Annotated in this window: 19 protein-coding genes and 2 pseudogenes; 16 read left to right on the top strand and 5 right to left on the bottom strand. The window is 60.8% G+C overall.

Annotated elements, in window-relative coordinates; genetic code table 11:
• Nucleotides 1-136 precede the first annotated feature (136 nt).
• From asd to PCPL58_RS25660, 3 genes and pseudogenes are all read right to left on the bottom strand, one after another.
• Nucleotides 137-1,000 (bottom strand): archaetidylserine decarboxylase, encoded by an 864-nt coding sequence (asd, locus tag PCPL58_RS32255; protein WP_032634688.1) that lies wholly within the window; start codon nt 998-1,000, stop codon nt 137-139.
• A 156-nt stretch (nt 1,001-1,156) separates the two neighbouring features.
• A pseudogene (locus PCPL58_RS32250) lies at nt 1,157-1,969 on the bottom strand (rhodanese-like domain-containing protein); the annotation flags it as partial.
• A 45-nt stretch (nt 1,970-2,014) separates the two neighbouring features.
• Nucleotides 2,015-3,550, bottom strand: coding sequence for an HDOD domain-containing protein (locus PCPL58_RS25660; RefSeq protein ID WP_003431943.1), 1,536 nt, complete (start codon nt 3,548-3,550; stop codon nt 2,015-2,017).
• A gap of 207 nt (nt 3,551-3,757) precedes the next feature.
• Here PCPL58_RS25660 and motA point away from each other — a divergent pair, with 207 nt between their 5' ends.
• On the top strand, nt 3,758-4,609 hold the full coding sequence (motA, locus tag PCPL58_RS25655) for a flagellar motor stator protein MotA (RefSeq protein ID WP_003342993.1): 852 nt from the start codon (nt 3,758-3,760) through the stop codon (nt 4,607-4,609).
• 3 nt (nt 4,610-4,612) lie between these two features.
• Entirely contained in the window at nt 4,613-5,683 is a 1,071-nt protein-coding gene (motB, locus tag PCPL58_RS25650; protein WP_065350753.1) for a flagellar motor protein MotB, read from the top strand.
• Nucleotides 5,684-5,744: 61 nt separating this feature from the next.
• Here the strand turns inward: motB and rsgA are convergent, their stop codons facing one another.
• Complete coding sequence (rsgA, locus tag PCPL58_RS25645) at nt 5,745-6,776, bottom strand: small ribosomal subunit biogenesis GTPase RsgA (RefSeq protein WP_003366295.1); 1,032 nt, start codon at nt 6,774-6,776, stop codon at nt 5,745-5,747.
• A 108-nt stretch (nt 6,777-6,884) separates the two neighbouring features.
• Here rsgA and orn point away from each other — a divergent pair, with 108 nt between their 5' ends.
• Together orn and PCPL58_RS25635 are read left to right on the top strand one after the other, a co-directional pair.
• The gene (gene orn, locus PCPL58_RS25640; protein ID WP_065350752.1) at nt 6,885-7,421 is read left to right on the top strand and encodes an oligoribonuclease; all 537 of its coding nucleotides are present in this window, start codon (nt 6,885-6,887) and stop codon (nt 7,419-7,421) included.
• A gap of 94 nt (nt 7,422-7,515) precedes the next feature.
• A pseudogene (locus tag PCPL58_RS25635) lies at nt 7,516-8,128 on the top strand (trimeric intracellular cation channel family protein).
• Between the two features lie 111 nt (nt 8,129-8,239).
• Here PCPL58_RS25635 and queG read toward each other — a convergent pair.
• Nucleotides 8,240-9,328: a tRNA epoxyqueuosine(34) reductase QueG gene (queG, locus tag PCPL58_RS25630; RefSeq protein WP_065351107.1), complete on the bottom strand. Its 1,089-nt coding sequence runs from the start codon at nt 9,326-9,328 to the stop codon at nt 8,240-8,242.
• Between the two features lie 63 nt (nt 9,329-9,391).
• Here queG and PCPL58_RS25625 point away from each other — a divergent pair, with 63 nt between their 5' ends.
• The 12 genes from PCPL58_RS25625 (at nt 9,392) to PCPL58_RS25570 (ending at nt 24,437) form a co-directional block, all read left to right on the top strand.
• Nucleotides 9,392-10,882, top strand: coding sequence for a bifunctional ADP-dependent NAD(P)H-hydrate dehydratase/NAD(P)H-hydrate epimerase (locus PCPL58_RS25625; protein WP_065350751.1), 1,491 nt, complete (start codon nt 9,392-9,394; stop codon nt 10,880-10,882).
• Complete coding sequence (gene tsaE / locus PCPL58_RS25620) at nt 10,870-11,340, top strand: tRNA (adenosine(37)-N6)-threonylcarbamoyltransferase complex ATPase subunit type 1 TsaE (protein ID WP_065350750.1); 471 nt, start codon at nt 10,870-10,872, stop codon at nt 11,338-11,340. The genes PCPL58_RS25625 and tsaE overlap by 13 nt, the downstream gene beginning before the upstream one ends.
• 2 nt (nt 11,341-11,342) lie before the next feature.
• Nucleotides 11,343-12,770 carry an N-acetylmuramoyl-L-alanine amidase gene (locus PCPL58_RS25615; protein ID WP_197676929.1) on the top strand — a complete coding sequence of 476 codons (1,428 nt, stop codon included), beginning with the start codon at nt 11,343-11,345 and terminating at the stop codon, nt 12,768-12,770.
• Nucleotides 12,770-14,716 (top strand): DNA mismatch repair endonuclease MutL, encoded by a 1,947-nt coding sequence (gene mutL, locus PCPL58_RS25610; RefSeq protein ID WP_003431939.1) that lies wholly within the window; start codon nt 12,770-12,772, stop codon nt 14,714-14,716. The genes PCPL58_RS25615 and mutL overlap by 1 nt, the downstream gene beginning before the upstream one ends.
• On the top strand, nt 14,717-15,688 hold the full coding sequence (gene miaA / locus PCPL58_RS25605) for a tRNA (adenosine(37)-N6)-dimethylallyltransferase MiaA (protein WP_065350749.1): 972 nt from the start codon (nt 14,717-14,719) through the stop codon (nt 15,686-15,688).
• Between the two features lie 92 nt (nt 15,689-15,780).
• Nucleotides 15,781-16,041 (top strand): RNA chaperone Hfq, encoded by a 261-nt coding sequence (gene hfq, locus PCPL58_RS25600; protein WP_002551819.1) that lies wholly within the window; start codon nt 15,781-15,783, stop codon nt 16,039-16,041.
• A 12-nt stretch (nt 16,042-16,053) separates the two neighbouring features.
• Complete coding sequence (gene hflX, locus PCPL58_RS25595) at nt 16,054-17,355, top strand: ribosome rescue GTPase HflX (RefSeq protein WP_002551820.1); 1,302 nt, start codon at nt 16,054-16,056, stop codon at nt 17,353-17,355.
• 96 nt (nt 17,356-17,451) lie between these two features.
• Nucleotides 17,452-18,657, top strand: a complete 1,206-nt coding sequence (gene hflK / locus PCPL58_RS25590) for an FtsH protease activity modulator HflK (protein ID WP_003366313.1) — start codon at nt 17,452-17,454, stop codon at nt 18,655-18,657.
• The gene (gene hflC, locus PCPL58_RS25585; RefSeq protein ID WP_003366315.1) at nt 18,657-19,526 is read left to right on the top strand and encodes a protease modulator HflC; all 870 of its coding nucleotides are present in this window, start codon (nt 18,657-18,659) and stop codon (nt 19,524-19,526) included. The genes hflK and hflC overlap by 1 nt, the downstream gene beginning before the upstream one ends.
• A 270-nt stretch (nt 19,527-19,796) precedes the next feature.
• Nucleotides 19,797-20,984 (top strand): ATP phosphoribosyltransferase regulatory subunit, encoded by a 1,188-nt coding sequence (locus tag PCPL58_RS25580; protein ID WP_065350748.1) that lies wholly within the window; start codon nt 19,797-19,799, stop codon nt 20,982-20,984.
• A gap of 54 nt (nt 20,985-21,038) precedes the next feature.
• Entirely contained in the window at nt 21,039-22,331 is a 1,293-nt protein-coding gene (locus PCPL58_RS25575; RefSeq protein ID WP_065350747.1) for an adenylosuccinate synthase, read from the top strand.
• Between the two features lie 171 nt (nt 22,332-22,502).
• Nucleotides 22,503-24,437 carry a methyl-accepting chemotaxis protein gene (locus PCPL58_RS25570; protein WP_024663640.1) on the top strand — a complete coding sequence of 645 codons (1,935 nt, stop codon included), beginning with the start codon at nt 22,503-22,505 and terminating at the stop codon, nt 24,435-24,437.
• The last annotated feature ends 99 nt before the right edge of the window (nt 24,438-24,536 follow it).

Below are 24,536 nucleotides of genomic sequence, written 5' to 3'. Positions count from 1 at the left end.
CATCGATGTAACGACTTTACCAGTATCGACATCACCCCGCAGCAACTATGGCCTCATGCTATTACCGTCCGGCGGCACGTTGCATGAGCGCCAATATCCATCATCGGACGCTCATGCAGCGAGGCTCAGGCCGCGATCATGCCTGGGCCGGAACAGCCAGTGCCTGTCCCATTTGAACCTTGGAACCCGCCGTCAGTTGTTCGGCCCATTTCACCTGACCTGGACCGAACAGCACGATGGCGGTAGAGCCCAGCTTGAACCGACCCATTTCGGCACCTTTTTCCAGGTGGATCGGCGCGCGCGCCGCTTCGTCGTAGCTGAACGTTTTCAGTTCACGCTTGGGCGGTGTGACCAGCCCGGCCCATACCGTTTCGACAGACGCCACGATCATCGCGCCGACCAGCACCACTGCCATTGGTCCGCGCTCGGTGTCGAACAGGCAGACCACTCGCTCGTTACGGGCGAACAGCTCGGGTACGTTTTCAGCCGTGGTCTGGTTGACCGAGAAGATGCGGCCCGGCACGTAGACCATTTCACGCAGCGTGCCAGCCAGTGGCATGTGGACGCGGTGATAGTCCTTCGGCGACAGGTAGACGGTTGCGAACTCGCCGCCCATGAAGGGCGCTGACAGCTTGGGGTCACCGCCGAGCAGTTCCAGTACGCTGAAGCTGTGGCCCTTGGCCTGGAAGATCCGGCCGTGGTCGATAGGGCCCAACTGGCTGATGGCGCCGTCGGCTGGCGAAAGAATCGCGCCCGGCGTGGTATCGAGCGGGCGGGCGTCGGCTTTCAATGCGCGGGTGAAGAACGCATTGAAGTGCTCGTAGGACGTCAGGTCTTCGACCAGGGCCTGCGACATGTCCACTTGATAACGGCGGGCAAACCACGCGGTGAAAGCGTTTTTGAACCAGCGTACGCGGCATTCGGCAACGCAGCCTGCCAGTCGGGACAGCAGGTGGTGCGGCAGCAGGTACTGGCTGATGATGAACAAGCGGTCTTTCATTGAAGGTCCTGAGGATGAGTGTCCTGAATATTTCTGCGAGGCCTGTCGCGGTTCGCTAGAGCGGACAGGTTCGACGGTTTCGGCTGGTGCTGGCTGCGCAGGCGCGACGGGTTGCGTAACCTCGACTGACTCGGCGGGCGCGGCGGCCACTTCCGGAAGTTCTACCGGTGTCTCCGGGTGATTGCCCCATTCACCCCAAGAGCCGGCATAGGCCTTGACCCTTGGGTAGCCCAGCGCCTTGGCCACCAGGTAGGTGAAGCCCGAGCGGTGATGGGTCTGGCAGTGCGTGATGATTTCCTTGTCGGGCGTGATGCCCAGGTCGCGAAGGATCTCCGGCATGTCCTGGCGAATACGCAGGTTGCGCGCCTTGTCCATGCCCGCCGTCCACTCGAAATTGACGGCGCCGGGTATATGCCCGCCTTTGGCCGCGACCACTTTTTCGCCCGAATACTCGGTCGGTGCACGAGCATCCCAGATCGCCAGATCGGCGGCGCCCAGACGGCTTTGCAGGTACTCGAGTGTGGCGGTAGGTTCGTCGTGCAGCGTCAGCGTTACCGGGGTATCGGCAGCAGGCGGAACGTCGGTGCTCAGTGGCAGCAATTGCGCTTCCCAGGCCAGCAGTCCACCGTCCAGATAGTGATAACGGCTGTGGCCGATAACATCCAGCAACCAGATGAAACGCCCGGCCCAGCCGCCGCCTTCGTCATCGTAGACGACATACACGGCATCGGGGTTGTGGCCCAGTTCGCCGAACAATTGCTCAAGGCTGGCAGTGTCGGGCAGCAGGCCGGGGGCCGGAAGCTTGCCCAGTTGCGTACGTTTCGGATCGACGAAGCGGGCACCGCGAATGTGCCCGGCTTCGTAGCGAGCGCTGCTGGTCAGATCCACGAGGATCAGTTCCGGGGCGTCTAGACGCTCAAGCAGATCGTTGGGTTCGATGACCAGCGACAAGCCAGTGAATGCGGACATTTGCAGCCTCCGATGAAAGGAAAGGGGCGAATTGTACGCCAGGCCTCATGCTTTGCGATGACTAAAGATGCCCAGTGCCCGTTCAATACATTGCGCGGTTTTTCCGAATGCCTGGACGGAAATTTCCGACAAGGCCCCGCCGCCCTGGTCGGCGACCACCAGCAGCATGACTTTGCCGTTGTTGCTCAGCGAGCGAATCAGCCAGTGCTGACCACTGAACAGGGTTTTCAGCGGCGGGGGCAGCAGGGCGGCAAATTGCGCACTGTTGGCGGGTGTCATGCGTAACTGTGTCGGCTGTGTGAGCAGGCGCTGCAGTACGGTGCTTTCCTTGATGAACAACTGCAAGGTTGCGGCGTCCTTCGGCAGCCCGGCAGTCTGATTGACGCGCAGCACCGTTGACGTCTTGTCCAGCATCAGCAGCATGACCCGCTCCATGCCACACGAGATAAATGCATCGCGCGCCGAAGTGGTCAGGTGCATGGCGTTGATGAACGGGCTGGGATCCTGCAGCAGCTCGGCACACTGCTTGCGCCACAGTTGCAGGGCGTCTGCCGATGGCGGCGGTGCAGGTTCATTGTCACGCCTTACACGACGAGCGTCCCACGGCCAGATCAGCGATTCGGCCGGGTGCCAGAGGTCTTTTTCCGCATGGATGCGGGCGCTGCTGGCGGCATTCTGGTGCGCCTGTTGCTGTACTTCGCCGATCGACTGTTGCAGGTAAAGGCTGGTCAGCCGTTCCCAGCGCAGGCAGTGCGGGCTGTTCCAGGCATTTTGCGCCGCCAGCGCCAGGCCATTGCCCAGCAACACGGTATTGGCGGGCTGGTTCAGCCAGCGCCGCAGGTTGGGGTCGTCGTCCATGAGTTGTTGCTGGTGCAGCGGGCTGTGTTCTTCGCGGGCGATACGCAGCGCCTTGGCCAGATCGCGTCGCTCGTTGATCAACAGTTTATAGCCGCGCGTGACCCAGATCGGCAGGCGCCAGAACTCGGCGAGTGCCAGGCACAATTCCAGCAGGTTGACGCCGAACAGCTCTTTTTCCACGGCAACGCTGGAATGGCCCTTGTGGATAACCCGCAGCTCCAGTTCTTCGAGCAGCTTCGGATAGGCCAACGCCATCGGCCAGAGCGGTGACAGAAACAGCAGGCTGCCCATGTGGATGTCCTGCCAGAGTCGCGCAAGGCGGCTGGCAAACAGGCCGTTGGCCTGTTGCGTGGCGTGCTGACTGACCAGAATCAGCTGGCGATAGGCCGCAGGAATTTCTTCAGGCGGCTTGGCCGGCAAACGGCCCAGAAGGACTTCGGTGCGCGCCAGACCCAGACGATTGATCGCAATCTCAAGGCTCTCGGCCTGCTCGGTCAAACCGTGCGTGTGGTGATTGGCCTCGCGCATCACGCTCAGCACCAGCGCAGGACTTTCCTGCATCATTTCAGCGATTTCACGCAGTGAGCGACGACTGTCGTTCAAGGCGGAGCGGACGTGTCCATGATTGACGGCAGGGACCGGCAACGCGATACCGTCAAGCAGTTTGACCCAGGCATCCAGCGTCTTCGGAACGAGGTGATGTGCTGCGTGTACTGTCGGCATTCGAGGGCCTGTGCTGCTGATTATCTGAGCTGGAAAACCGCCAGCGTACGGGGCGCTGAGGCCAGTTTCCTCCTTTTATGGAGGCGCATAAATGGGTTTTTCAAAAGAACCGGCTATAGTCTGGCCCAGTTAGGCCGATAAGGAGAAGAAGAGATTCAACAACTTCCGGACTGTCCCTGAACCCGACTCAGTAAAGTATTTTTTCCTATGGCTAAAATCATCGGCATCATTGTCGTTCTCGCAAGTGTCATCGGCGGATATGTGCTGTCCCATGGCAAGGTCATGGCGCTGTTCCAACCGTACGAGGTCTTGATTATCGGCGGTGCTGCACTGGGCGCGTTCCTTCAGGCCAACCCTGGCTACATGTTCATGCACGTGTTCAAGAAGTCGCTGAAGATGTTCGGTTCGCGCTTCACGCATGCCTATTACCTCGAAGTGCTGGGCCTGGTTTATGAAATCCTCAACAAGAGCCGCCGTGAAGGCATGATGGCGATTGAAGGAGATATCGAAGACGCTGCTTCCAGCCCGATCTTCGCCAAATACCCGGGTGTCCTCAAGGATGAACGCATGACTGCGTACATCTGCGACTACCTGCGGATCATGTCGTCCGGCAACATGGCTCCCCACGAGCTGGAAGGTCTGTTCGACATGGAACTGCTGAGCATGAAAGAAGACCTTGAGCATCCATCCCATGCCATTACCGGTATCGCCGACGGTATGCCCGGCTTCGGTATCGTGGCTGCGGTACTGGGTATCGTGGTGACCATGGCGTCGCTGGGTTCCGGCGACAAGGCTGCGATCGGTATGCACGTAGGTGCGGCGCTGGTCGGTACCTTCTTCGGTATTCTCGCGGCTTACGGTTTCTTCGGTCCTCTGGCCACCAGCCTTGCGCATGATGCCAAGGAAGAAATGAACGTTTACGAGGCCATCAAGGCGTCCCTGGTGGCCTCGGCCTCCGGCATGCCGCCTTCGCTGGCTGTCGAGTTCGGCCGCAAGGTTCTCTATCCGCTGCATCGCCCCAGCTTCAGCGAGCTGGAACAAGCGGTTCGCGGTCGCTAAGTCATGGAAAATAATCAGCCGATTATCATCAAGCGCGTAAAGCGCTTTGGTGGCGGACATCATGGCGGTGCCTGGAAAATCGCGTTTGCCGACTTCGCGACGGCGATGATGGCGTTCTTTCTGGTGCTGTGGCTGATGTCGTCCGCCACCCCCGAGCAATTGCTCGCGGTCGCGGGTTATTTCAAGGACCCTGTCGGCTTTTCGGACAGCGGTTCGCCGTATGTGATCGATTTGGGCGGTTCGCCGGAGATGTCGCCGAACCAGACGCTGAACCCCGAGGTAAAGACCACGCCTTCGCCGGACACCGTGCCGCTTGAGGCGGAAACTGCCGAGACCAAGGCTGAAGAGGTAGAGCAGGAGCGTCTGGAGATGCTGCTCCAGGAATTGCAGAACAAGGTCGAGGAAAACCCGCAACTGCAGAAATTCAAGGACCAGATTCTGTTCGAGATCACTCAGGACGGCTTGCGTATCCAGATCATGGATGCGGAAAATCGACCGATGTTCGACTCGGGCAGCGCGCGTCTCAAGCCTTATTTCGAAGACATTCTGCTGGCTCTGGCTGACACCATCAAAAGTGTGCCGAACAAGATCAGCATCAGCGGCCATACCGATGCAACGCCTTTCGTGGGCAGCGGCGGGTTCGGCAACTGGGAGCTGTCGGCCAACCGTGCCAATGCTGCACGCCGCGCACTGGTAGCGGGGACCTATCCGGACTCACAGGTGGCCAGGGTGGTAGGGTACGCGTCGTCTGCTCTTTATGATCACCAGAACCCGACCAACCCGGTCAATCGCCGCATCGATATCGTGGTGCTGACCAAAAAAGCCCAGCAGCGTATCGAGGGCGATCAGAACTCCGGCGGCGCGCCAGCCACGCCAGCCACGCCAGCCACGCCTGGCGCGCCGGCAGCACCCGCACCCGCACCAGCTCCGGCGGCACCGGCCGTGCCCGCTGCTCCGGGGGCTTCGACAGCGGTGCCGCCAGACCCGCAGGCCTACGCCCAGCCGCGCGAGATCCGGCAGAAGCTGAATATCTTTGACGATGGCAAGTTGCGGGTCGAGCCAGCCCAGAACTGAGCTGCAACCGATACAAAAACGCCGCGATCATCGCGGCGTTTTTGCGTGTGGCGTTCGGTGCTCAGTAACTGTCTTGCGGCAGGCTGGCAATGATCGAGCGATAGCTGTTCATGCGCTGCTGTTGCACGCGGCCGTCCTCAAGCCCCTTGAGCAGGGCGCAGCCCGGTTCGCGGTCATGCTTGCAGTCACGAAAGCGGCAGGTGCCGATCAGGTCGTTGAACTCGATGAAGCCTGCCTCTACGTCAGCACGACTGACGTGCCCCAGGCCGAACTCACGGATACCCGGCGAGTCGATCAGATCGCCGCCACGCGGGAAGTGGAACAGGCGTGCGGTGGTCGTGGTATGCGTGCCCTGACCGGAAACTTCGGACAGCGGGCCGACCCGAGTGTCGGTTTCCGGCAACAGGCTGTTGACCAGCGAGGACTTGCCGACGCCGGACTGGCCGACGAACACGCTGATGTGCCCGTCAAGCTGGCTTTGCAGGCTCTGCATGCCGTCACCGTGGTGCGCGGACACTTCCAGCACTGGATAACCCAGCGTGCGGTAGACCGCCAGCAGGGCGTTGAGCGCGGGCGCATTCTGCTCGTCGATCAGGTCTGCCTTGTTGAGCAGCAGCAAAGGACGAATCCCGGCATGCTCGGCGGCCACCAGATAACGGTCGATCAGGTTGGCATGCGGCTCGGGCATCGGCGCGAAGACGATCACGATCAGGTCGACGTTGGCAGCCACAGGCTTGAGCTGGCCGCGTGAATCCGGGCGGCGCAGTTCGGTGGTGCGGGGCAATTGCGCGACGATGACGCCAATGCCCTGATTGCCGGCGCGCCATACGACGCGATCACCGGTCACCAGTGCAGGCAGGTTGGCGCGCAGGTGGCAGCGGAAGACCTGACCGGTCACTTCGCCTTCCTGGGCCTCGACTTCGACTTGCACGCCGAAGTGAGCGATGACCAGCCCCGTCTGCTCGGGGCCGAGGTCGCCACCCTCGAGTGTTTCAAGCGTAGCGGACTCGCGTTTTGCCGCGCGGGCAGCACGCTCGCCCTGAATTTTTTCGATGCGCCAGTTTTGACGACGATTGAGTTGGCGTTTGGCCATGGGTGTTCCGATGTGATGTAACCGATGAATTAGGCAGTACGATGGATCGGCAGGAGTCTAGCACGGCAGGGTGAGCTAAACTGCGCGCCTACGCTGAGGAGTCGACACATGCAGAACAAGCAGAACCTGATCTGGATCGATCTGGAAATGACCGGTCTTGACCCTGATACCGATGTCATTATCGAAATGGCCACGATCATCACCGATAGCGAGCTGAACACCCTGGCTGAAGGCCCGGTGATCGCTGTGCATCAGAGCGACGAGACGTTGGCGAAGATGGATGAGTGGAACACTCGCCAGCACGGCGGTTCGGGCCTGACCCAGCGCGTGCGGGAAAGTGCCGTCAGCATGGCTGAAGCCGAGACGCAGACCCTTGAGTTCATCAAACTGTGGGTCCCCGAGCGCAGTTCGCCGATCTGCGGCAACAGCATCTGCCAGGATCGCCGCTTCCTGTACCGCCACATGCCGACGCTGGAAAACTACTTCCACTACCGCAATCTGGATGTCTCGACCCTCAAGGAACTGGCGGCGCGCTGGTCCCCCGAGCTGAAATTCAAGAAAGGCAGCACCCACCTGGCGCTCGATGACATCCGCGAGTCGATTGCCGAGCTGCGCTTTTATCGTGAGCACTTCATCAAGGCCTGATCGAGACGCGCGTGCAGTGAATAATCTTCGCTGCACTCTTTCAGTGCGTTGGTCGGCTGGTTAGACTGCGCGCTTTTGTCGCAGAGTCGCCGCCATGTTGCTGATGCTTTATCTGATCGCTATCACTGCTGAAGCCATGACGGGGGCCCTGTCTGCGGGGCGGCGCGGGATGGACTGGTTCGGCGTGGTGCTGATCGCCTGCGTCACGGCGCTGGGAGGCGGGTCGGTGCGCGACGTGCTGATCGGTCATTACCCGCTTGACCTGGGTCAAGCACCCGGAATACCTGGTCCTGACCAGTGTGGCGGCGCTGGTGACGATCTTCATTGCGCCACTGATGCGCCACCTGCGCTCACTGTTTCTGGTGCTCGACGCACTGGGGCTGGTGGCCTTTACCCTGATCGGCTGCATGACTGCGCTCGAGGCCGGGCACGGTCTGCTGATCGCGTCAGTGTGCGGCGTGATCACCGGGGTCTTCGGTGGCATCCTGCGCGACATCTTTTGCAACGACATCCCGCTGATCTTCCGCCGCGAGCTGTATGCCAGTGTGTCTTTTCTGGCTGCGTGGTGTTTTCTGCTGTGTCAGTACCTGCAACTGCCCAACGAACAAGCGGTGCTGATCACCCTGTTCGGCGGCCTGCTGCTGCGCCTGCTGGCGATTCGTTTCCGCTGGGAAATGCCCAAGTTTGTCTACAAGGACGAGCCCTGAGGCGTACGCAGGGCGCAGGCACAATAGTTGAAAAATTATCGTTCCTCACGCTCCAGCGTGGGAATGCCTTTCGTGACGCTCCGCGTCACACGCCTGCGCCGCGCGGCAGGTTTAAAGCGGCGCCACGCCATGCCGCTGCAGCGCCCATTCCACATGCTCCCTGACCAGTTCCGAGGGATAGTCGCGCCGTGCGTGCAGGGCTTCGATCACCGGGATGGTGGAGGGCGCGTTGCCCAGCCCCACGGCCAGGTTGCGTAGCCAGCGCTCATAGCCCGCCCGGCGCAGTGGTGAACCTTCGGTGCTGCCGAGGAATTTCTCTTCGTCCCACAGGAACAGTTCGGCCAGCCCTGCATTGTCCAGATTGTGGCGCGGCTGAAAGTCGCTCTGCTCGGTTGGCCGGGCGAAGCGGTTCCACGGGCAGACGATCTGGCAATCGTCGCAACCGAACACCCGGTTGCCGATCAGTGGCCGCAGCTCTTCTGGGATCGCGGTCTTCAGCTCGATGGTCAGATAAGAAATGCAGCGTCGCGCGTCCAGCACGTAAGGCCCGATAAACGCCGCCGTCGGACAGATGTCCAGGCAGGCCGTGCAGCGCCCGCAATGCTCGGTTGCATGAGGTGCGTCGACCGGCAACGGGATATCGACAAACAGCTCGCCAAGAAAGAAGAAACTGCCCGCCTTACGGTTGAGCACCAGCGTGTTTTTGCCGATCCAGCCGAGCCCGGCCTGTTCGGCGATGGCTTTTTCCAGCACTGGCGCGCTGTCCACGAAGGCTCGAAAGCCAAATGGCCCTACGGCCTGCTGAATACGCTCGGCCAGTTGCTGCAGGCGCTTGCGGATGAGTTTGTGATAATCACGGCCCAGCGCGTAACGTGAGACGTAGGCTTTTTCCGGCTCGGTCAGGCGCTGCGCCATTTCGGTGTCGCCCGGCAGATAATCCATGCGCAGCGACACCACGCGCAACGTTCCCGGGACCAGCTCAGCGGGGTGGGAACGTTTGCTGCCATGGGCTGCCATATAGTCCATTTCCCCGTGATAGCCTGCATCGAGCCAGCGTTGCAGATGCTGTTCGTGCTCTGCCAGGTCCAGGCCGCTGATCCCGACTTCCTGAAAGCCCAGCTCACGCCCCCACGCCTTGATTGAGACGGCAAGGGCGGCGAGATCATCGGAACTAGGAAGTACAGCAGTAATAGCGGACATGCGCAGAGAGAAACCGGGACCAAGGTGCGTATAATTCTGCCAGACATCGGAGCCCATAGACGCATGTTCGACACTAAACCTCATTTACCCGACGCGCTGTACAGTGCTGCGCAGGTCCGCGACCTCGATGCACGGCTGGTTGCTGCAGGCACACCCGGCCTGGAATTGATGCTGCGCGCTGCGCAGGCGTTATGGCATACGATACTTCGGCGCTGGCCGGAGGCGACTGAACTGACCGTATTGACCGGGCGGGGCAACAACGCCGGTGACGGGTATCTGGTGGCTGCCATGGCGCACAAGGCCGGCTGGCAGGTCAGGGTGCTGGCCGTCGGCGATCCGGCCGCACTGACCGGTGATGCTGCTGCGGCGCATGCTGCGGCTTTCGGTATTCATATTCAGGCATGGGCCGGACAGCCGCTGGCCGGTATCGTACTGGATGCCTTGCTGGGCACCGGTCTCGATGGCGAGGTGCGCGAGCCCTACGTCTCGGCCATCAACGCTATCAACGACAGCGGTCTGCCCGTCGTTGCGGTGGATATTCCATCCGGCTTGAGCGCAGATACTGGCCAGACGCTGGGTGTCGCGGTGCGTGCCGAAGTGACCGTTACGTTCATTGGCCTCAAACTGGGTTTGTTGACGGGCGACGCGGCAGATCTGGTGGGTGAGCTGATGTTCGACGACCTGCGCGCAGCCCCGGTGCTGGTGGCGCAGGCGCCGTTCAGCGCGAAGCGCCTCGATAAACATAACCTGCCGCAACTGGCAGCACGCCCGCGAACCGCCCATAAAGGCCTGTTTGGCCGGGTTCTGGTTATCGGTGGCGATCACGGTTTTGGCGGCGCAGCGTTGCTCAGCGCCGAAAGCGCCCTGCGCAGCGGTGCAGGCATGCTGACGCTGGCAACGCGGCCCGAGCATGTTCCGGCCGCTCTGACGCGTATGCCGGAAATCATGAGCGCGGCGATCCACTCGGCCAACCAGATGATGGGCTTGATCGAGCCGGCCAGCGTGTTGGTGGTCGGCCCCGGCCTGGGGCAGGCGGCCTGGGGGCGCAGCCTGCTGTCGGCGGCCGCCAACGCGGATCGTCCGCAGGTGTGGGACGCCGATGCGCTGAATATGCTGTCCGCCGGGCTGGTCAGCCTGCCCAAAGGCAGTGTCATCACCCCGCATCCGGGCGAAGCGGCACGCTTGCTGGGTGTGGGCATCAAGGACGTTCAGGCTGACCGGGCCGCTGCGGTGCGGGCGTTGGCGCGTAAATTCGACACGGTTTGTGTGCTCAAGGGCTCTGGCAGTCTGATTGCCGATGCACACGGGCAACTGGCGTTGTGCGACCGCGGCCATCCGGCCATGGCCACCGCAGGACTGGGTGATGTGCTGGCCGGATTGATCGGCGCGTTGATGGCGCAGCACCTCAAACCTTTCGACGCGGCCTGTCTTGCCGTGTGGCTGCATGCAAGCGCCGGTCAGAAAGCCGGTGAGGGCGGTCGCGGGCTGGCTGCCAGCGATATTATTCCTGCCATTCGTCAGTTACTGGAGGAGCTGCAACCGTGTCTGATTTAACGCTGCATGTGGTGGGCGAAGAGGCAATGATGGATTTTGGTGCACGCCTGGCCAGGGTGACAGAAGGCCTTGGCGTCATCTTTCTGGATGGCGATCTGGGCGCTGGAAAAACCACGCTTTCGCGGGGATTGATTCGCGGCTTCGGGCATGTCGGGGCCGTCAAGAGTCCTACTTTCACGCTGGTCGAACCATACGAAATCGGTGCAGTAAAGGTGTTCCACTTTGACCTTTATCGGTTGGTGGATCCGGAAGAGCTCGAGTACATGGGTGTGCGTGATTACTTCGACGGCGACGCACTTTGTCTGATTGAATGGCCCCAGCGTGGTGCAGGCTTTTTGCCAAAGCCCGACCTGACCATTACCATTGGGCCGCACGGAGAAGGTCGTTCCGTGATATTGAGCCCGCTGGGCTCGCGTGGCGAACGTTGGTGTGCCACTTTGGCTGTGGAATTCAAATAGATATGGGGTTAGGTATGCGCATGCGCGCGCTGGTTACTGTAGTTGGTCTGCTGTTGATGGCCCTGGCTGTCGAGGCGGTTGCCGCTACGCAAGTACGAAGTGTCCGCTTATGGCGAGCACCGGACAACACACGTCTGGTATTCGACCTGTCCGGGCCAGTCCAGCACAGCCTGTTTACCCTGACTTCGCCTGACCGTCTGGTGATCGATATCAATGGTGCGACGCTTGGCGGCCCCTTGAACGTACCGACCGCCAATACGCCGATCAGCAGCATGCGTTCTGCGCAGCGCACGCCTACCGACCTGCGCGTGGTCATCGACCTGAAAAAGGGTGTGACCCCGAAGAGCTTCACGCTGGCGCCGAATCAGCAATACGGCAACCGTCTGGTGGTCGACCTGTACGACAACGCCGCCGATGCCAATCCGACACCGGTCATTCCGGATACCGCCGCCAACACCGCGCCTGCTGTCCCGGTCAGCCCGGCCAAGCCTGAAATCAAGCTGACCCCGGTGCCGAACGGCAAGCGCGACATCGTCGTGGTGATCGATGCCGGGCACGGCGGGGAAGACCCCGGTGCCTCGGGCGGTGCCGGTCAGAAAGAGAAAAACGTGGTGCTGTCGATTGCCAAGGAGCTGCAGCGCCAGGTCAATGCCGAGAAAGGCTACCGCGCCGAACTGACGCGGACCGGCGACTACTTTATTCCGCTGCGCAAACGTACCGAGATCGCCCGTTCCAAGGGCGCCGACCTGTTCGTGTCGATCCACGCCGACGCCGCCCCGTCATCTGCGGCGTTCGGCGCATCGGTGTTCGCCCTGTCCGATCGCGGTGCCACTTCCGAAACCGCACGCTGGCTGGCGGACAGTGAAAACCGTTCCGACCTTATCGGTGGTGCTGGCGCTGTCAGCCTGGATGACAAGGACCGCATGCTCGCGGGTGTGTTGCTGGACTTGTCCATGACCGCTTCGCTGTCTTCGAGCCTGAACGTTGGTCAGAAGGTATTGAGCAATATTGGCCGCGTGACCTCGCTGCACAAGTCACGTGTCGAGCAGGCGGGCTTCATGGTGCTCAAGTCGCCGGATATCCCGTCGATTCTGGTGGAAACCGGCTTTATCTCCAATGCCAACGAGGCCAACAAGCTCGGTTCGGCGTCGCATCAACAGGCGTTGGCACGTTCGATCACGTCGGGCGTCAAGCAGTTCTTCCAGCAGAATCCGCCGCAGGGCACTTATATCGCTTGGCTACGTGACAACGGCAAGCTGGCCCAGGGGCCGCGCAATCATGTCGTTCGTTCCGGCGAAACCCTGGCCATGCTCGCTGCGCGCTATGACATGAGCATCGCCACCTTGCGCAGCGCCAACAATCTGAAGTCGGATGAATTGAAGATCGGCCAGGACCTGCGTATCCCAAGTTCCGAGGTGGCGACTCAGTAATGACCGATCTCCTGCTCGACGGCGCCGAAGCCGATAACGCTCAGACTGCCCTGAACGCAGCGCGCATTGAACTGCTCAGTCCGCGTCTGGCCAACCAGATTGCGGCGGGCGAAGTCGTCGAGCGCCCTGCTTCCGTGATCAAGGAGCTGCTGGAAAACAGCCTCGATTCCGGCGCGCGGCGCATTGATGTTGACGTCGAGCAGGCCGGTATCAAATTGTTGAAAGTGCGTGACGATGGCAGCGGTATCTCTTCGGACGATCTGCCATTGGCGCTGGCACGTCACGCGACCAGCAAGATTCGCGACCTGGAAGACCTTGAGCGGGTCATGAGCCTTGGGTTTCGCGGCGAAGCGCTGGCTTCGATCAGTTCCGTAGCGCGCCTGACGCTGACCTCCCGCACCCGCGACGCCGATCAGGCATGGCAGGTCGAAACCGAAGGTCGGGACATGGCGCCGCGCGTGCAGCCAGCCGCGCATCCGGTAGGCACCTCCGTTGAAGTGCGCGACCTGTTCTTCAACACGCCGGCCCGGCGCAAGTTTCTGAAAGCCGAAAAAACCGAATTCGATCATTTGCAGGAAGTCATCAAGCGCATGGCGCTGGCGCGTTTCGACGTGGCCTTCCACCTGCGTCACAACGGCAAGACCGTGCTGAGCCTGCATGAAGCGCATGACGACACCGCTAGGGCGCGACGTGTCTCGGCAATCTGCGGGCCTGGCTTTCTGGAGCAGGCGCTGCCTATCGAGATCGAGCGCAATGGTTTGCATCTGTGGGGCTGGGTCGGGCTGCCGACCTTTTCGCGCAGCCAGGCCGACCTGCAATATTTCTTCGTGAATGGCCGCGCAGTGCGCGACAAGCTGGTCGCCCACGCAGTGCGTCAAGCGTATCGCGACGTGCTGTTCAATGGCCGTCATCCGACCTTCGTGCTGTTCTTCGAGGTCGATCCGGCCGCTGTGGACGTCAACGTTCACCCGACCAAACACGAAGTGCGCTTCCGCGACGGGCGCATGGTGCACGACTTTCTGTATGGCACCCTCTACCGCGCGCTGGGCGATGTGCGCCCTGAAAATCAGCTGGGTGGCAGCGTGCCGGTTGTCGCCGAGACACGCCCGAGCGGGCCTGAAGCGGGCGAATTCGGGCCGCAGGGTGAAATGCGTCTGGCCAACAATGTGCTGGAGCAGCCCCAGGGCGAGTCGTTTGCCCGGCCTGCTGCCGGTGGCGGCGCTGGCAGCGGTTATCAGTATCAATACACGCCTCGGCCCACCGCTGGCGTGCCGGTGGCCGAAGCGCAAAGTGCTTATCGTGAATTCTTCGCGCCGCTGCCCAGTGCTGCGCCCGCGTCGCTGCCTGAATCGCCCGGGGATATTCCGCCGCTGGGTTATGCGCTGGCGCAGCTCAAGGGTATCTATATCCTTGCTGAAAACGCTCACGGCCTGGTGCTGGTGGACATGCACGCCGCTCACGAGCGGATCATGTACGAGCGACTGAAAATAGCCATGGCCAACGAAGGTTTGAGCGGCCAGCCATTGCTGGTGCCCGAGTCCATTGCGGTCAGCCAGCGTGAAGCGGACTGCGCCGAAGAGCATCTTGCGACCTTCCAGCGCCTGGGCTTCGAGCTTCAACGGCTCGGCCCGGAAACCCTGGCGATCCGCCAGATCCCCGCGTTGCTCAAGCAGGCCGAAGCCAACCGGCTGGTCAGCGATGTGCTGGCCGACCTCATGGAATACGGCACCAGCGACCGGGTGCAGGCGCACATGAACGAGTTGCTCGGGACCATGGCCTGCCACGGCGCGATTCGCGCCAATCGGCGTCTGGCCATCCCGGAAATGAACGGCCTGCTGCGTGACATGGAAAACACCGAGCGCAGCGGGCAATGCAACCACGGTCGTCCTACCTGGACCCAGATGGGTCTCAATGATCTGGATAAATTATTCCTGCGCGGTCAATGAATGAACGCTTTACCTCCGGCCATCTTTCTCATGGGGCCTACCGCTGCAGGCAAGACCGACCTTGCGATAGAACTGACCAAAGTGCTGCCCTGCGAGCTGATCAGCGTCGACTCTGCGCTGGTCTATCGCGGCATGGACATCGGTACCGCCAAACCGTCGAAGGCTCAGCTGGCTGAATATCCTCACCGTCTGATCGACATTCTCGACCCGGCGCAAAGCTACTCCGCCGCCGATTTTCGCAGTGACGCCCTGGCGGCCATGGCGGAAATTACTGCGCGCGGAAATATTCCTTTGCTGGTCGGCGGCACTATGTTGTATTTCAAGGCTCTATTGGACGGGCTGGCGAATATGCCGGCGGCCGATGCGCAGGTCAGGGCGCAGCTTGAGGCGGATGCACAGGCCTTCGGCTGGCAGTCATTGCACGATCAACTGGCGGTGGTCGATCCCGTTTCGGCGGCACGTATTCACCCCAATGATCCGCAACGGCTGATCAGGGCACTCGAGGTGTATCGCGTCAGCGGAATGAGCATGACGGCACACCGCGAGCAACAAACTGCGCAAAGTACCGAAGCAGCCGCATCAGGGCGCCAGCAATTGCCCTATACTGTTGCGAACCTTGCCATCGCTCCGGCTGATCGCAAGGTGCTGCACCAACGCATCGCGCTACGTTTCGAGCAAATGCTGGATCAGGGGTTTCTGGACGAAGTACTGGCATTGCGCTCAAGAGGTGATCTGCATTCAGGGTTGCCATCGATAAGAGCTGTCGGTTATCGCCAGGTCTGGGATCACCTGGATGGGAAACTGACGCGGGATGAAATGCAGGAGCGCGGCATCATTGCGACGCGCCAGCTGGCCAAAAGGCAGTTCACCTGGCTACGTAGCTGGGACGACTTGCACTGGCTGGACAGCCTGGCCAGCGACAATCTGTCGCGCGCCTTGAAATACCTGGGATCGGTCTCCATATTGAGCTGAGTCCCTGCAATAGCCGTCTATCCTTGGGGGGTGGCCGGTAAGCCAATCGAATTCGATTTATTATTTTATTGATCCTTAAAGGAGTGCGGCACATGTCAAAAGGGCATTCGCTACAAGACCCTTACCTGAATACCTTGCGTAAAGAGAAGGTCGGGGTATCGATCTATCTGGTCAACGGTATCAAGCTGCAGGGTACGATCGAGTCTTTCGACCAGTTCGTCATTTTGCTGAAGAACACGGTCAGCCAGATGGTCTACAAACACGCTATTTCCACCGTCGTACCGGTTCGCCCGATCCGCCTGCCAAGCGCTACAGACGCTGACGGCGCGGACGCCGAGCCAGGTAACGCCTGATAGGAGTCTGCCTTGTTCTTTGAGCGCCACAGTGGTGGTGAACGTGCAATTCTCGTTCATCTGGATGGTCAGGACCCTGAGGCGCGCGAAGATCCGCAGGAGTTTCAGGAATTGGCCATCTCGGCCGGTGCCGATACCGTTGCGTTTATCAACGTGCCGCGTCATCGGCCTTCGGCCAAGTATCTGATCGGCTCTGGCAAGGTCGAAGAGCTTCGCGATCAGGTCAAGGCCGAACAGGCCGATCTGGTCATCTTCAATCACACCCTCACGCCCAGTCAGGAACGCAACCTCGAACGCGTTTTCGAGTGTCGTGTGCTTGATCGTACCGGTCTGATTCTCGATATCTTTGCGCAAAGGGCGCGTACTCACGAAGGCAAGCTGCAGGTCGAACTGGCCCAGCTTGAGCACATGAGTACCCGTCTGGTCCGTGGCTGGACCCACCTTGAGCGACAGAAAGGTGGTATCGGGCTGCGCGGTCCGGGCGAAACCCAGCTTGAAACCGACCGACGTCTATTGCGGGTTCGCCTGCGGCAGATCAAGGGACGGCTGGAGAAGGTTCGCAGCCAACGTGATCAGGCCCGTCGCGGGCGTCGTCGCGCGGATATTCCATCGGTTTCACTGGTGGGCTATACCAACGCCGGCAAATCGACCCTGTTCAACTCGGTAACCGATTCGGACGTGTTCGCGGCAGACCAACTGTTCGCCACGCTCGATCCGACCCTGCGTCGTCTGCAGCTCGATGACCTGGGTCCGATCGTGCTGGCCGATACCGTGGGCTTCATTCGCCATCTGCCACACAAACTGGTCGAGGCCTTTCGCGCGACGCTTGAAGAATCGAGCAACTCCGATTTATTGCTGCATGTGATCGACTCCCACGAGCCGGATCGCATGTCGCAGATCGAGCAGGTCATGGCGGTGCTTGGTGAGATCGGAGCCGAGGGCTTGCCGATCCTCGAGGTCTATAACAAACTCGATCTGCTTGAAGGCGTAGAGCCTCAGATACAGCGCGATGCCGACGGCAAGCCGCAGCGTGTCTGGGTTTCTGCCCGTGATGGTCGAGGGCTTGATCTGCTCAAGCAGGCTATCGCCGAATTGCTCGGCGACGACCTGTTTGTCGGCACGCTGCTTCTGCCTCAAAGTCTCGCCCGGCTGCGTGCCCAGTTCTTTGAGCTGGGTGCGGTGCAGAGCGAAACGCATGACGAGGAAGGTGCCAGCGTGTTGGCCGTACGACTGCCGCGCGTTGAACTCAATCGACTGGTGAGTCGCGAAGGATTGCAGCCGCTGGAGTTCATCGAGCAACACACTTTGCAATAAAAGCACGAGAAAGCCGTTGTACGGCTTTCGCGAGCATTCTGTAGCATTGGTCGGCGCGCCGCGGGCGCGTCTTTGCTTTATCAGATGGAGAGCGCTATGGCTTGGAATGAGCCGGGTGGCAACTCGAATAATCAAGATCCCTGGGGTGGCAAACGCCGTGGCGGCGATCGCAAGGGACCACCTGATCTCGACGAGGCCTTCCGTAAGCTGCAGGAAAGCCTGAAGGGGTTGTTCGGCGGCGGTAACAAACGCGGCAGCGATGGCGGCAGCAGTGGCAGTGGTGGCGGCTCAGGCAAGGGCGGTGGCTTCGGCCTGCTCGGCATCGGGCTTGTCGTACTGGTCGCTTTCTGGCTTTACAGCGCTATCTATGTGGTTGACGAGCAAGAGCAGGCTGTCGTGCTGCGTTTCGGTCAGTACCACGAGACCGTGGGCCCGGGCCTTAACATCTACTTCCCGCCGTTCGATCGCAAGTACATGGAGAACGTGACTCGCGAGCGTGCCTACAGCAAGCAGGGCCAGATGCTCACCGAAGACGAGAACATCGTCGAAGTGCCGCTGACCGTGCAGTACAAGATCAGCGACCTTCAGGCGTTCGTGCTGAACGTCGACCAGCCTGAAATCAGCCTGCAGCACGCGACTGAAAGTGCGTTGCGCCATGTCGTGGGTTCCACGGCGATGGATCAGGTGCTGACTGAAGGCCGTGAACTGATGGCCAGCGAAATCAAGGAGCGTCTGCAACGTTTCCTCGATACCTACCGTACCGGCATCACCGTCACTCAGGTCAACGTACAGAGCGCTGCCGCGCCGCGTGAAGTTCAGGAAGCCTTCGATGACGTGATCCGCGCCCGTGAAGACGAGCAGCGTGCGCGTAACCAGGCTGAAAGCTATGCCAACGGTGTGATCCCGGAAGCCCGTGGTCAGGCTCAGCGTATTCTCGAAGATGCCAACGGTTACCGCGATGAAGTGGTTTCGCGCGCCAAGGGTGAGGCGGATCGCTTTACCAAACTGGTTGCCGAGTACCGCAAGGCTCCTGAAGTTACCCGCCAGCGTCTGTATCTGGACACCATGCAGGAAGTCTTCAGCAACACCAGCAAGGTTCTCGTGACCGGCGACAAGGGGCAGAACAATCTGCTTTATCTGCCGCTCGACAAGATGATCGAGAGCAGTCGCAGCAGTAACGGCAATGGCTCCAATTCAGGTACGCCATCGCAGTCGGCTAATGATGCTGCCGCTGCTGCCGCCGCTGCCCGGGCGAATGAGGCTCAGCAGCGTGGTGAAGTACGTACCAGGGAGACTCGCTGATGAGTAACAAATCACTGATCACCCTTATTGTCGGCGTGGTACTGGCGGTCATCGCCTGGAACAGCTTTTACATAGTGTCCCAGACCGAGCGCGCGGTTCTGCTGCAATTCGGTCGTGTGGTCCAGGCTGACGTTCAGCCGGGTCTGCATGTGAAGGTTCCTTACGTGAACCAGGTGCGCAAGTTCGACGGTCGTTTGCTGACCCTCGATGCACCGACCCAGCGCTTCCTGACACTGGAAAAGAAAGCGGTCATGGTCGATGCCTACGCCAAGTGGCGTGTGAAGGATGCGGAGCGTTTTTACACCGCGACTTCCGGCCTCAAGCAGATTGCCGACGAGCGTCTTTCGCGTCGTCTGGAATCCGGTCTGCGTGACCAGTTCGGCAAGCGCACCCTGCACGAAGTCGTGTCGGGTGAGCGAGACGCGCTGATGGCGGACATCACCGGTTCGCTGAACCGCATGGCCGAGAAAGAACTGGGTATCGAAGTGGTCGATGTCCGGGTCAAGGCCATCGATCTGCCGAAGGAAGTGAATCGCAGCGTTTTCGAACGCATGAGCACTGAGCGTGAGCGTGAAGCCCGCGAACACCGTGCCAAGGGTAACGAGCTGGCTGAAGGCATCCGTGCCGACGCCGATCGTCAGCGTCGTGTGCTGCTGGCCGAAGCCTATCGCGAGTCGGAAGAAGCGCGTGGTGATGGTGATGCCCAGGCTGCCGCGATCTACTCCAAGGCGTATGGTCAGGACCAGGAGTTCTACGCGTTCTATCGCAGCCTGCGTGCCTACCGCGAAAGCTTTGCGAACAAGAGCGACGTGATGGTGCTTGATCCGAACAGCGAATTCTTTCGCTACATGGAAAAAGCCAAGCCGTAATTAATCACCCGCCGGGCGGCAAAACCGCCCGGTGGGGTGAACGTACGGTGAAACGTGTGTATCATGCGGCAGCCGGGAAATTCCCGGCTTTTTTGCGTCTGCACGATTGATTGGCCGTATCTGAATCGGAACGCGGCAAGATTTTTCGAGGAAAGTGGTCTGCAAGGCCTGTCTCGGGCATTTGTCGTGCCCGTCATACGGCGCACCACTTTCTGCTTCACTCAAGGTCGGCCTGTAGGCTGGCCGCCTGGATCACAGGGGAATGGCGTAATGGCAACGGTCGACCGCTGGCTGCTACCAGATGGCATCGAAGAAGTACTGCCACCGGAAGCGGCGCGCATTGAAGTAGCGCGCCGTCAGGTGTTGGATCTGTTTCAGAGCTGGGGCTATGAGTTTGTCGTCACCCCGCATATCGAGTATCTCGAGTCCCTGCTGACTGGCGCGGGTTCGGATCTGGATCTGCGTACCTTCAAGGTTATTGACCCGCAATCGGGCCGGCAGATGGGCTTTCGCGCCGACATCACGCCACAGGTTGCACGTATCGATGCTCACACCCTGAAACGTGAAGGCCCGAGCCGTCTGTGCTACGCGGGCAGCGTTCTGCACGCTCAGCCGCGCGCGCTGTCGTCCTCGCGCAGCCCGATACAACTGGGTGCCGAACTTTACGGCGATGCGAGCCCGAGCAGCGATGTTGAAGTCATCAGTCTGATGCTGGTCATGCTGCAACTGGCCGATGTGCCGGATGTGCACATGGACCTCGGGCATGTCGGTATCTATCGCGGTCTGGCGCGTGCCGCCGGCCTGTCGGGTGAAGTCGAGCAGCAGCTGTTCGATGCACTGCAGCGCAAGGCCATCGATGAAGTGATTGCCCTCACCGCCGATCTGCCGCCAGAACTGGCCGCCATGCTGCGCGCACTGGTTGATCTGTGCGGTGGTCGTGAGGTGCTGGACGCAGCACGCGATCGTCTGGCCGGCGCACCGGCGCCAGTGCTGGCCGCTCTGGACGACCTGCTGTCGATTGCCGAGCGTCTGGCTGCGCGTTTCCCGCAGCTGCCGCTGTACTTTGATCTCGGCGAGCTGCGCGGTTACCACTACCACACCGGTGTGGTGTTCGCGGTGTTCGTGCCGGGCGTGGGCCAGTCGATCGCTCAGGGCGGTCGTTACGATGACATCGGTGCCGACTTCGGTCGTGCCCGTCCGGCGACCGGCTTTTCCACCGACCTGAAAACCCTGGTTACCCTGGGGCAGGCAGAAATCGTCTTACCGTCTGGTGGCATCTGGGTGCCGGACAGTACGGATGCGGCACTCTGGCAGATGGTTTGCCAGTTGCGCAGTGAAGGTCAGCGTGTGGTTCAGGCGTTGCCTGGGCAGCAGGCGAGCGCCGCGCGTGAAGCCGACTGTGACCGGCAATTGATTCAGCATGGCGAGCACTGGCAGGTAATGCCGCTGGCTTCTTGAGTATTCCTGCCGGCCGCCGCCGGCACCAAGTTTGCGTGAATGAGGACAAGTGTTATGGGTAAGAATGTCGTAGTCCTGGGCACTCAATGGGGTGATGAGGGCAAAGGCAAGATCGTTGATCTGCTGACCGAACATGCTACCGCCGTAGTTCGCTATCAGGGTGGCCACAACGCCGGCCACACACTGGTGATCGACGGTGAGAAAACCGTATTGCACCTGATTCCGTCCGGTGTGCTGCGCGAACGCGTGCAGTGCCTGATCGGTAACGGTGTGGTGGTTGCTCCCGACGCGCTCCTGCGCGAAATCGTCAAGCTGGAAGAGAAAGGCATTCCGGTGCGTGAGCGTCTGCGCATCAGCCCGTCCTGCCCGCTGATCCTGTCGTACCACGTGGCACTCGACCAGGCGCGTGAAAAAGCCCGCGGCGAGTTCAAGATCGGCACCACCGGTCGTGGTATCGGCCCGGCCTACGAAGACAAGGTCGCACGTCGCGGTCTGCGTATCGGCGACCTGTTCCATCGTGAGCGCTTCGCCGCCAAGCTGGGCGAACTGCTCGACTACCACAACTTCGTGCTGGTCAATTACTACAAAGAGCCTGCCATCGACTTCCAGAAGACGCTCGACGAGTGCATGGAATACGCCGACATGCTCAAGCCGCTGATGCTCGACGTCACCGCTGCGCTGCATGAGATGCGTCGCGACGGCAAGGACATCATGTTCGAAGGTGCCCAGGGTTCGCTGCTGGACATCGACCACGGTACCTACCCGTACGTCACCAGCTCCAACACCACGGCGGGCGGCATTGCCACCGGTTCCGGTTTTGGTCCGATGTACCTGGATTACATCCTGGGTATCACCAAGGCCTACACCACGCGCGTGGGTTCGGGTCCTTTCCCGACTGAGCTGTTCGATGACGTCGGTGCCTTCCTGGCCAAGCGTGGTCATGAGTTCGGTGCCACCACCGGTCGTGCACGCCGTTGCGGCTGGTTCGACGCCGTCATCCTGCGTCGCGCCATCGAAATCAACAGCATCTCGGGCCTGTGCCTGACCAAGCTGGACGTGCTCGACGGTCTGGAAACCATCAACATCTGTGTGGGCTACGAGAACGAAGAGGGTGCCGTCATCGACGCGCCTACCGACGCTGACAGCTATCTGGGCCTGCGTCCGGTCTACGAGCAGATGCCAGGCTGGAGCGAATCCACGCTGGGTGCTAAGACCCTCGAAGAGCTGCCTGCTGCCGCTCGCGCTTACATCAAGCGTGTTGAAGAGCTGGTGGGTGCGCCTATCGACATCATTTCGACCGGTCCTGACCGCAACGAAACCATCGTGCTGCGTCATCCGTTCGGCTGATACGTCACCGGGCTGTGCCAAAAAGGGTCGCATGTGCGGCCCTTTTTTATTGTCGCACCGACGGCAGGGAAGCTCAGAAAAGTGAGACTTGTGTCACGGCACGGCGCTTGCTACAAAGATGACAGAAAAGTGCCAGCATTTTAATGGCGCTGAGGGTGGAGGGATTCTCCTGTGTCTGCTGTCTTATCTCTATTGCAAAGCCGTCTGCTGCGCCCGGTCTTCATTGCGCTGGGTATCGCTCTTTTGGTGCAGGTGGTGGTGGCGGTTGCGCTTACCCGGAGCACAGTCACTGCGCTTGAGGCCGATCTCGCCAACCGCCTGGGGGTAGATTCGCAACATCTGTCCTCAGAGCTGGAGTCGGCGAGTAGCGAAGTGACATCGAGCCTCGATGCATTGTCAGCCAGCACTCGACAGCGCCTGAGCGTCGGGCTCTCTACCCGTCTGAAGGAAGAGCAGGCTCAACTGCGTGCCACGCTGGAGAAAGACCTGCGCGAGTCCGCGACGGACATGGCCGAATTGCTGGCTGCCGTTGCTCCGCGTGCCATGTGGGACAACGACACGCCCACGCTTTCCGAATTCGCACGCCGTGCCCAGCGCAATCCCAACGTACTGTTCGTCGTTTATGACGACGCCGCAGGTGAGCACCTCACGCGTTACATGAACCGTGACAATCCGCTGGTCAAGGCTCTTTTGGCCAAGGGCGAAGGCGAGCGGGCGATGGACAAGGTCCTCAATGCGGCGAAAAGCGACCCTTCGGTGTATTACGTCGAGGCATCCATCAGCCCTAACGGCGTAGAGATCGGCAAGGTGCGCATGGGTGTGTCCACGGCAACGGTCGAAGAGAATCTTACTGCCCTGGACAAGCGTTTCGCGACCCTGATCACCAGTGGTGAACAGTTGGTGTCTGACAGCCTTGCCAGTGCCTCGAAGGACAGCTCTGCCGCGCTACGCACGCGCCTGCAGTCGGCTCAGGCGGCGGGAGCGGCAATGACCGCCAACACGCGTGTGGCGGTTCAGGAAGCTGCCGAAACGCTGCGCTGGAGAATCGGCATGGGTCTGGCCCTGGTCGGCCTGGGTGTATTGTTGTTACTGGCGGTGGTGCTCGGGCGTCGGGTCGTCAGCAAGCTGCATCTGCTGATCGCGGCACTCAATGACCTTGCGGCGGGCGAGGGCGACCTGACCAAGCGCGTCAAGCTGGACAGCAACGACGAGATTGGCGACATGTCGGCGGCGGTCAACCGCTTCATCGACAAGTTGCAGCCTATCGTTCGTGAGGCGGGCGAGGTGGCGCAGCGCACCGGGCAGGAAATCGGTGTCATGAGCGAGCGTAACGCCGGCGCCGATGCGGCGGCCGAATTGCAGCGGGACCAAGTGGCGGCCAGTCTGAAAGCGCTGGAGCAGATGGCCGACGAGGCGCAGTCGGAAAGCCAGGCGATGCAGGCAGCCTTGCGTCAGGTGATCGATATCAAACAAGCGACCGATGAAAACACCCGCACGTCCAATCAGGTCGGCGGTTTGATCGAGGCGCTGGCCGGGCAGGTTGAAACCGGTGCGCAGGTCATTGAGCGTCTGGCGCAGCAAAGCCAGCAGATCGAGGTCGTGCTGGAAGTTATCCACGGTATTGCCGAGCAAACCAACTTGCTCGCACTCAACGCAGCCATTGAAGCCGCACGCGCGGGTGAAACGGGCAGGGGCTTTGCCGTGGTGGCTGACGAAGTGCGGGCGCTGGCCAGCAAGACGCAAAGCTCGACGGGCGATATCCAGGAGCACATCATCGCCCTGCAGCGTGGAGCGAAAGAGGCGGTCGCCGCCATCGGCATCGCCGGACGCCAGGCCAAGGAAGGTCTGGAAGTACTGCGAGACAGTGCCAAGCGCCAGCAGACCGTGCAGGTATCTGTCGAGCAGGTACACGCGGCCATTGGTCTGGCGACCAAGGCGGCTGTACATCAGGCTGAAGGCGCGCAGGCCGTTCGCGGTCGGGTAGAGGTGATTCACGCTCAGGCCGAGAAAGCCGCAAAAGCGGTGGTTGAGACGACCGCTAGCGGCAAAGTGCTAAACGGGCTGGCTGCGCAGTTGAAGTCGAGCCTGGGGCAGTTTCGGGCTTGAGGTATAGAACGTTTTCGGGAAAAGGCCTTCGTTTACACCTTAGTCTGTGAGGCACCCAGCACGATGTCTAGCACGTGCTGACAGCGAAGCGAATAATCG

Source organism: Pseudomonas cerasi (assembly GCF_900074915.1).
In the GTDB taxonomy this organism is placed as follows: Bacteria; Pseudomonadota; Gammaproteobacteria; order Pseudomonadales; family Pseudomonadaceae; genus Aquipseudomonas; species Aquipseudomonas cerasi.
Note: the sequence above shows the minus strand (reverse complement) of the source record. Positions and strands in the feature narration are given on the sequence as shown.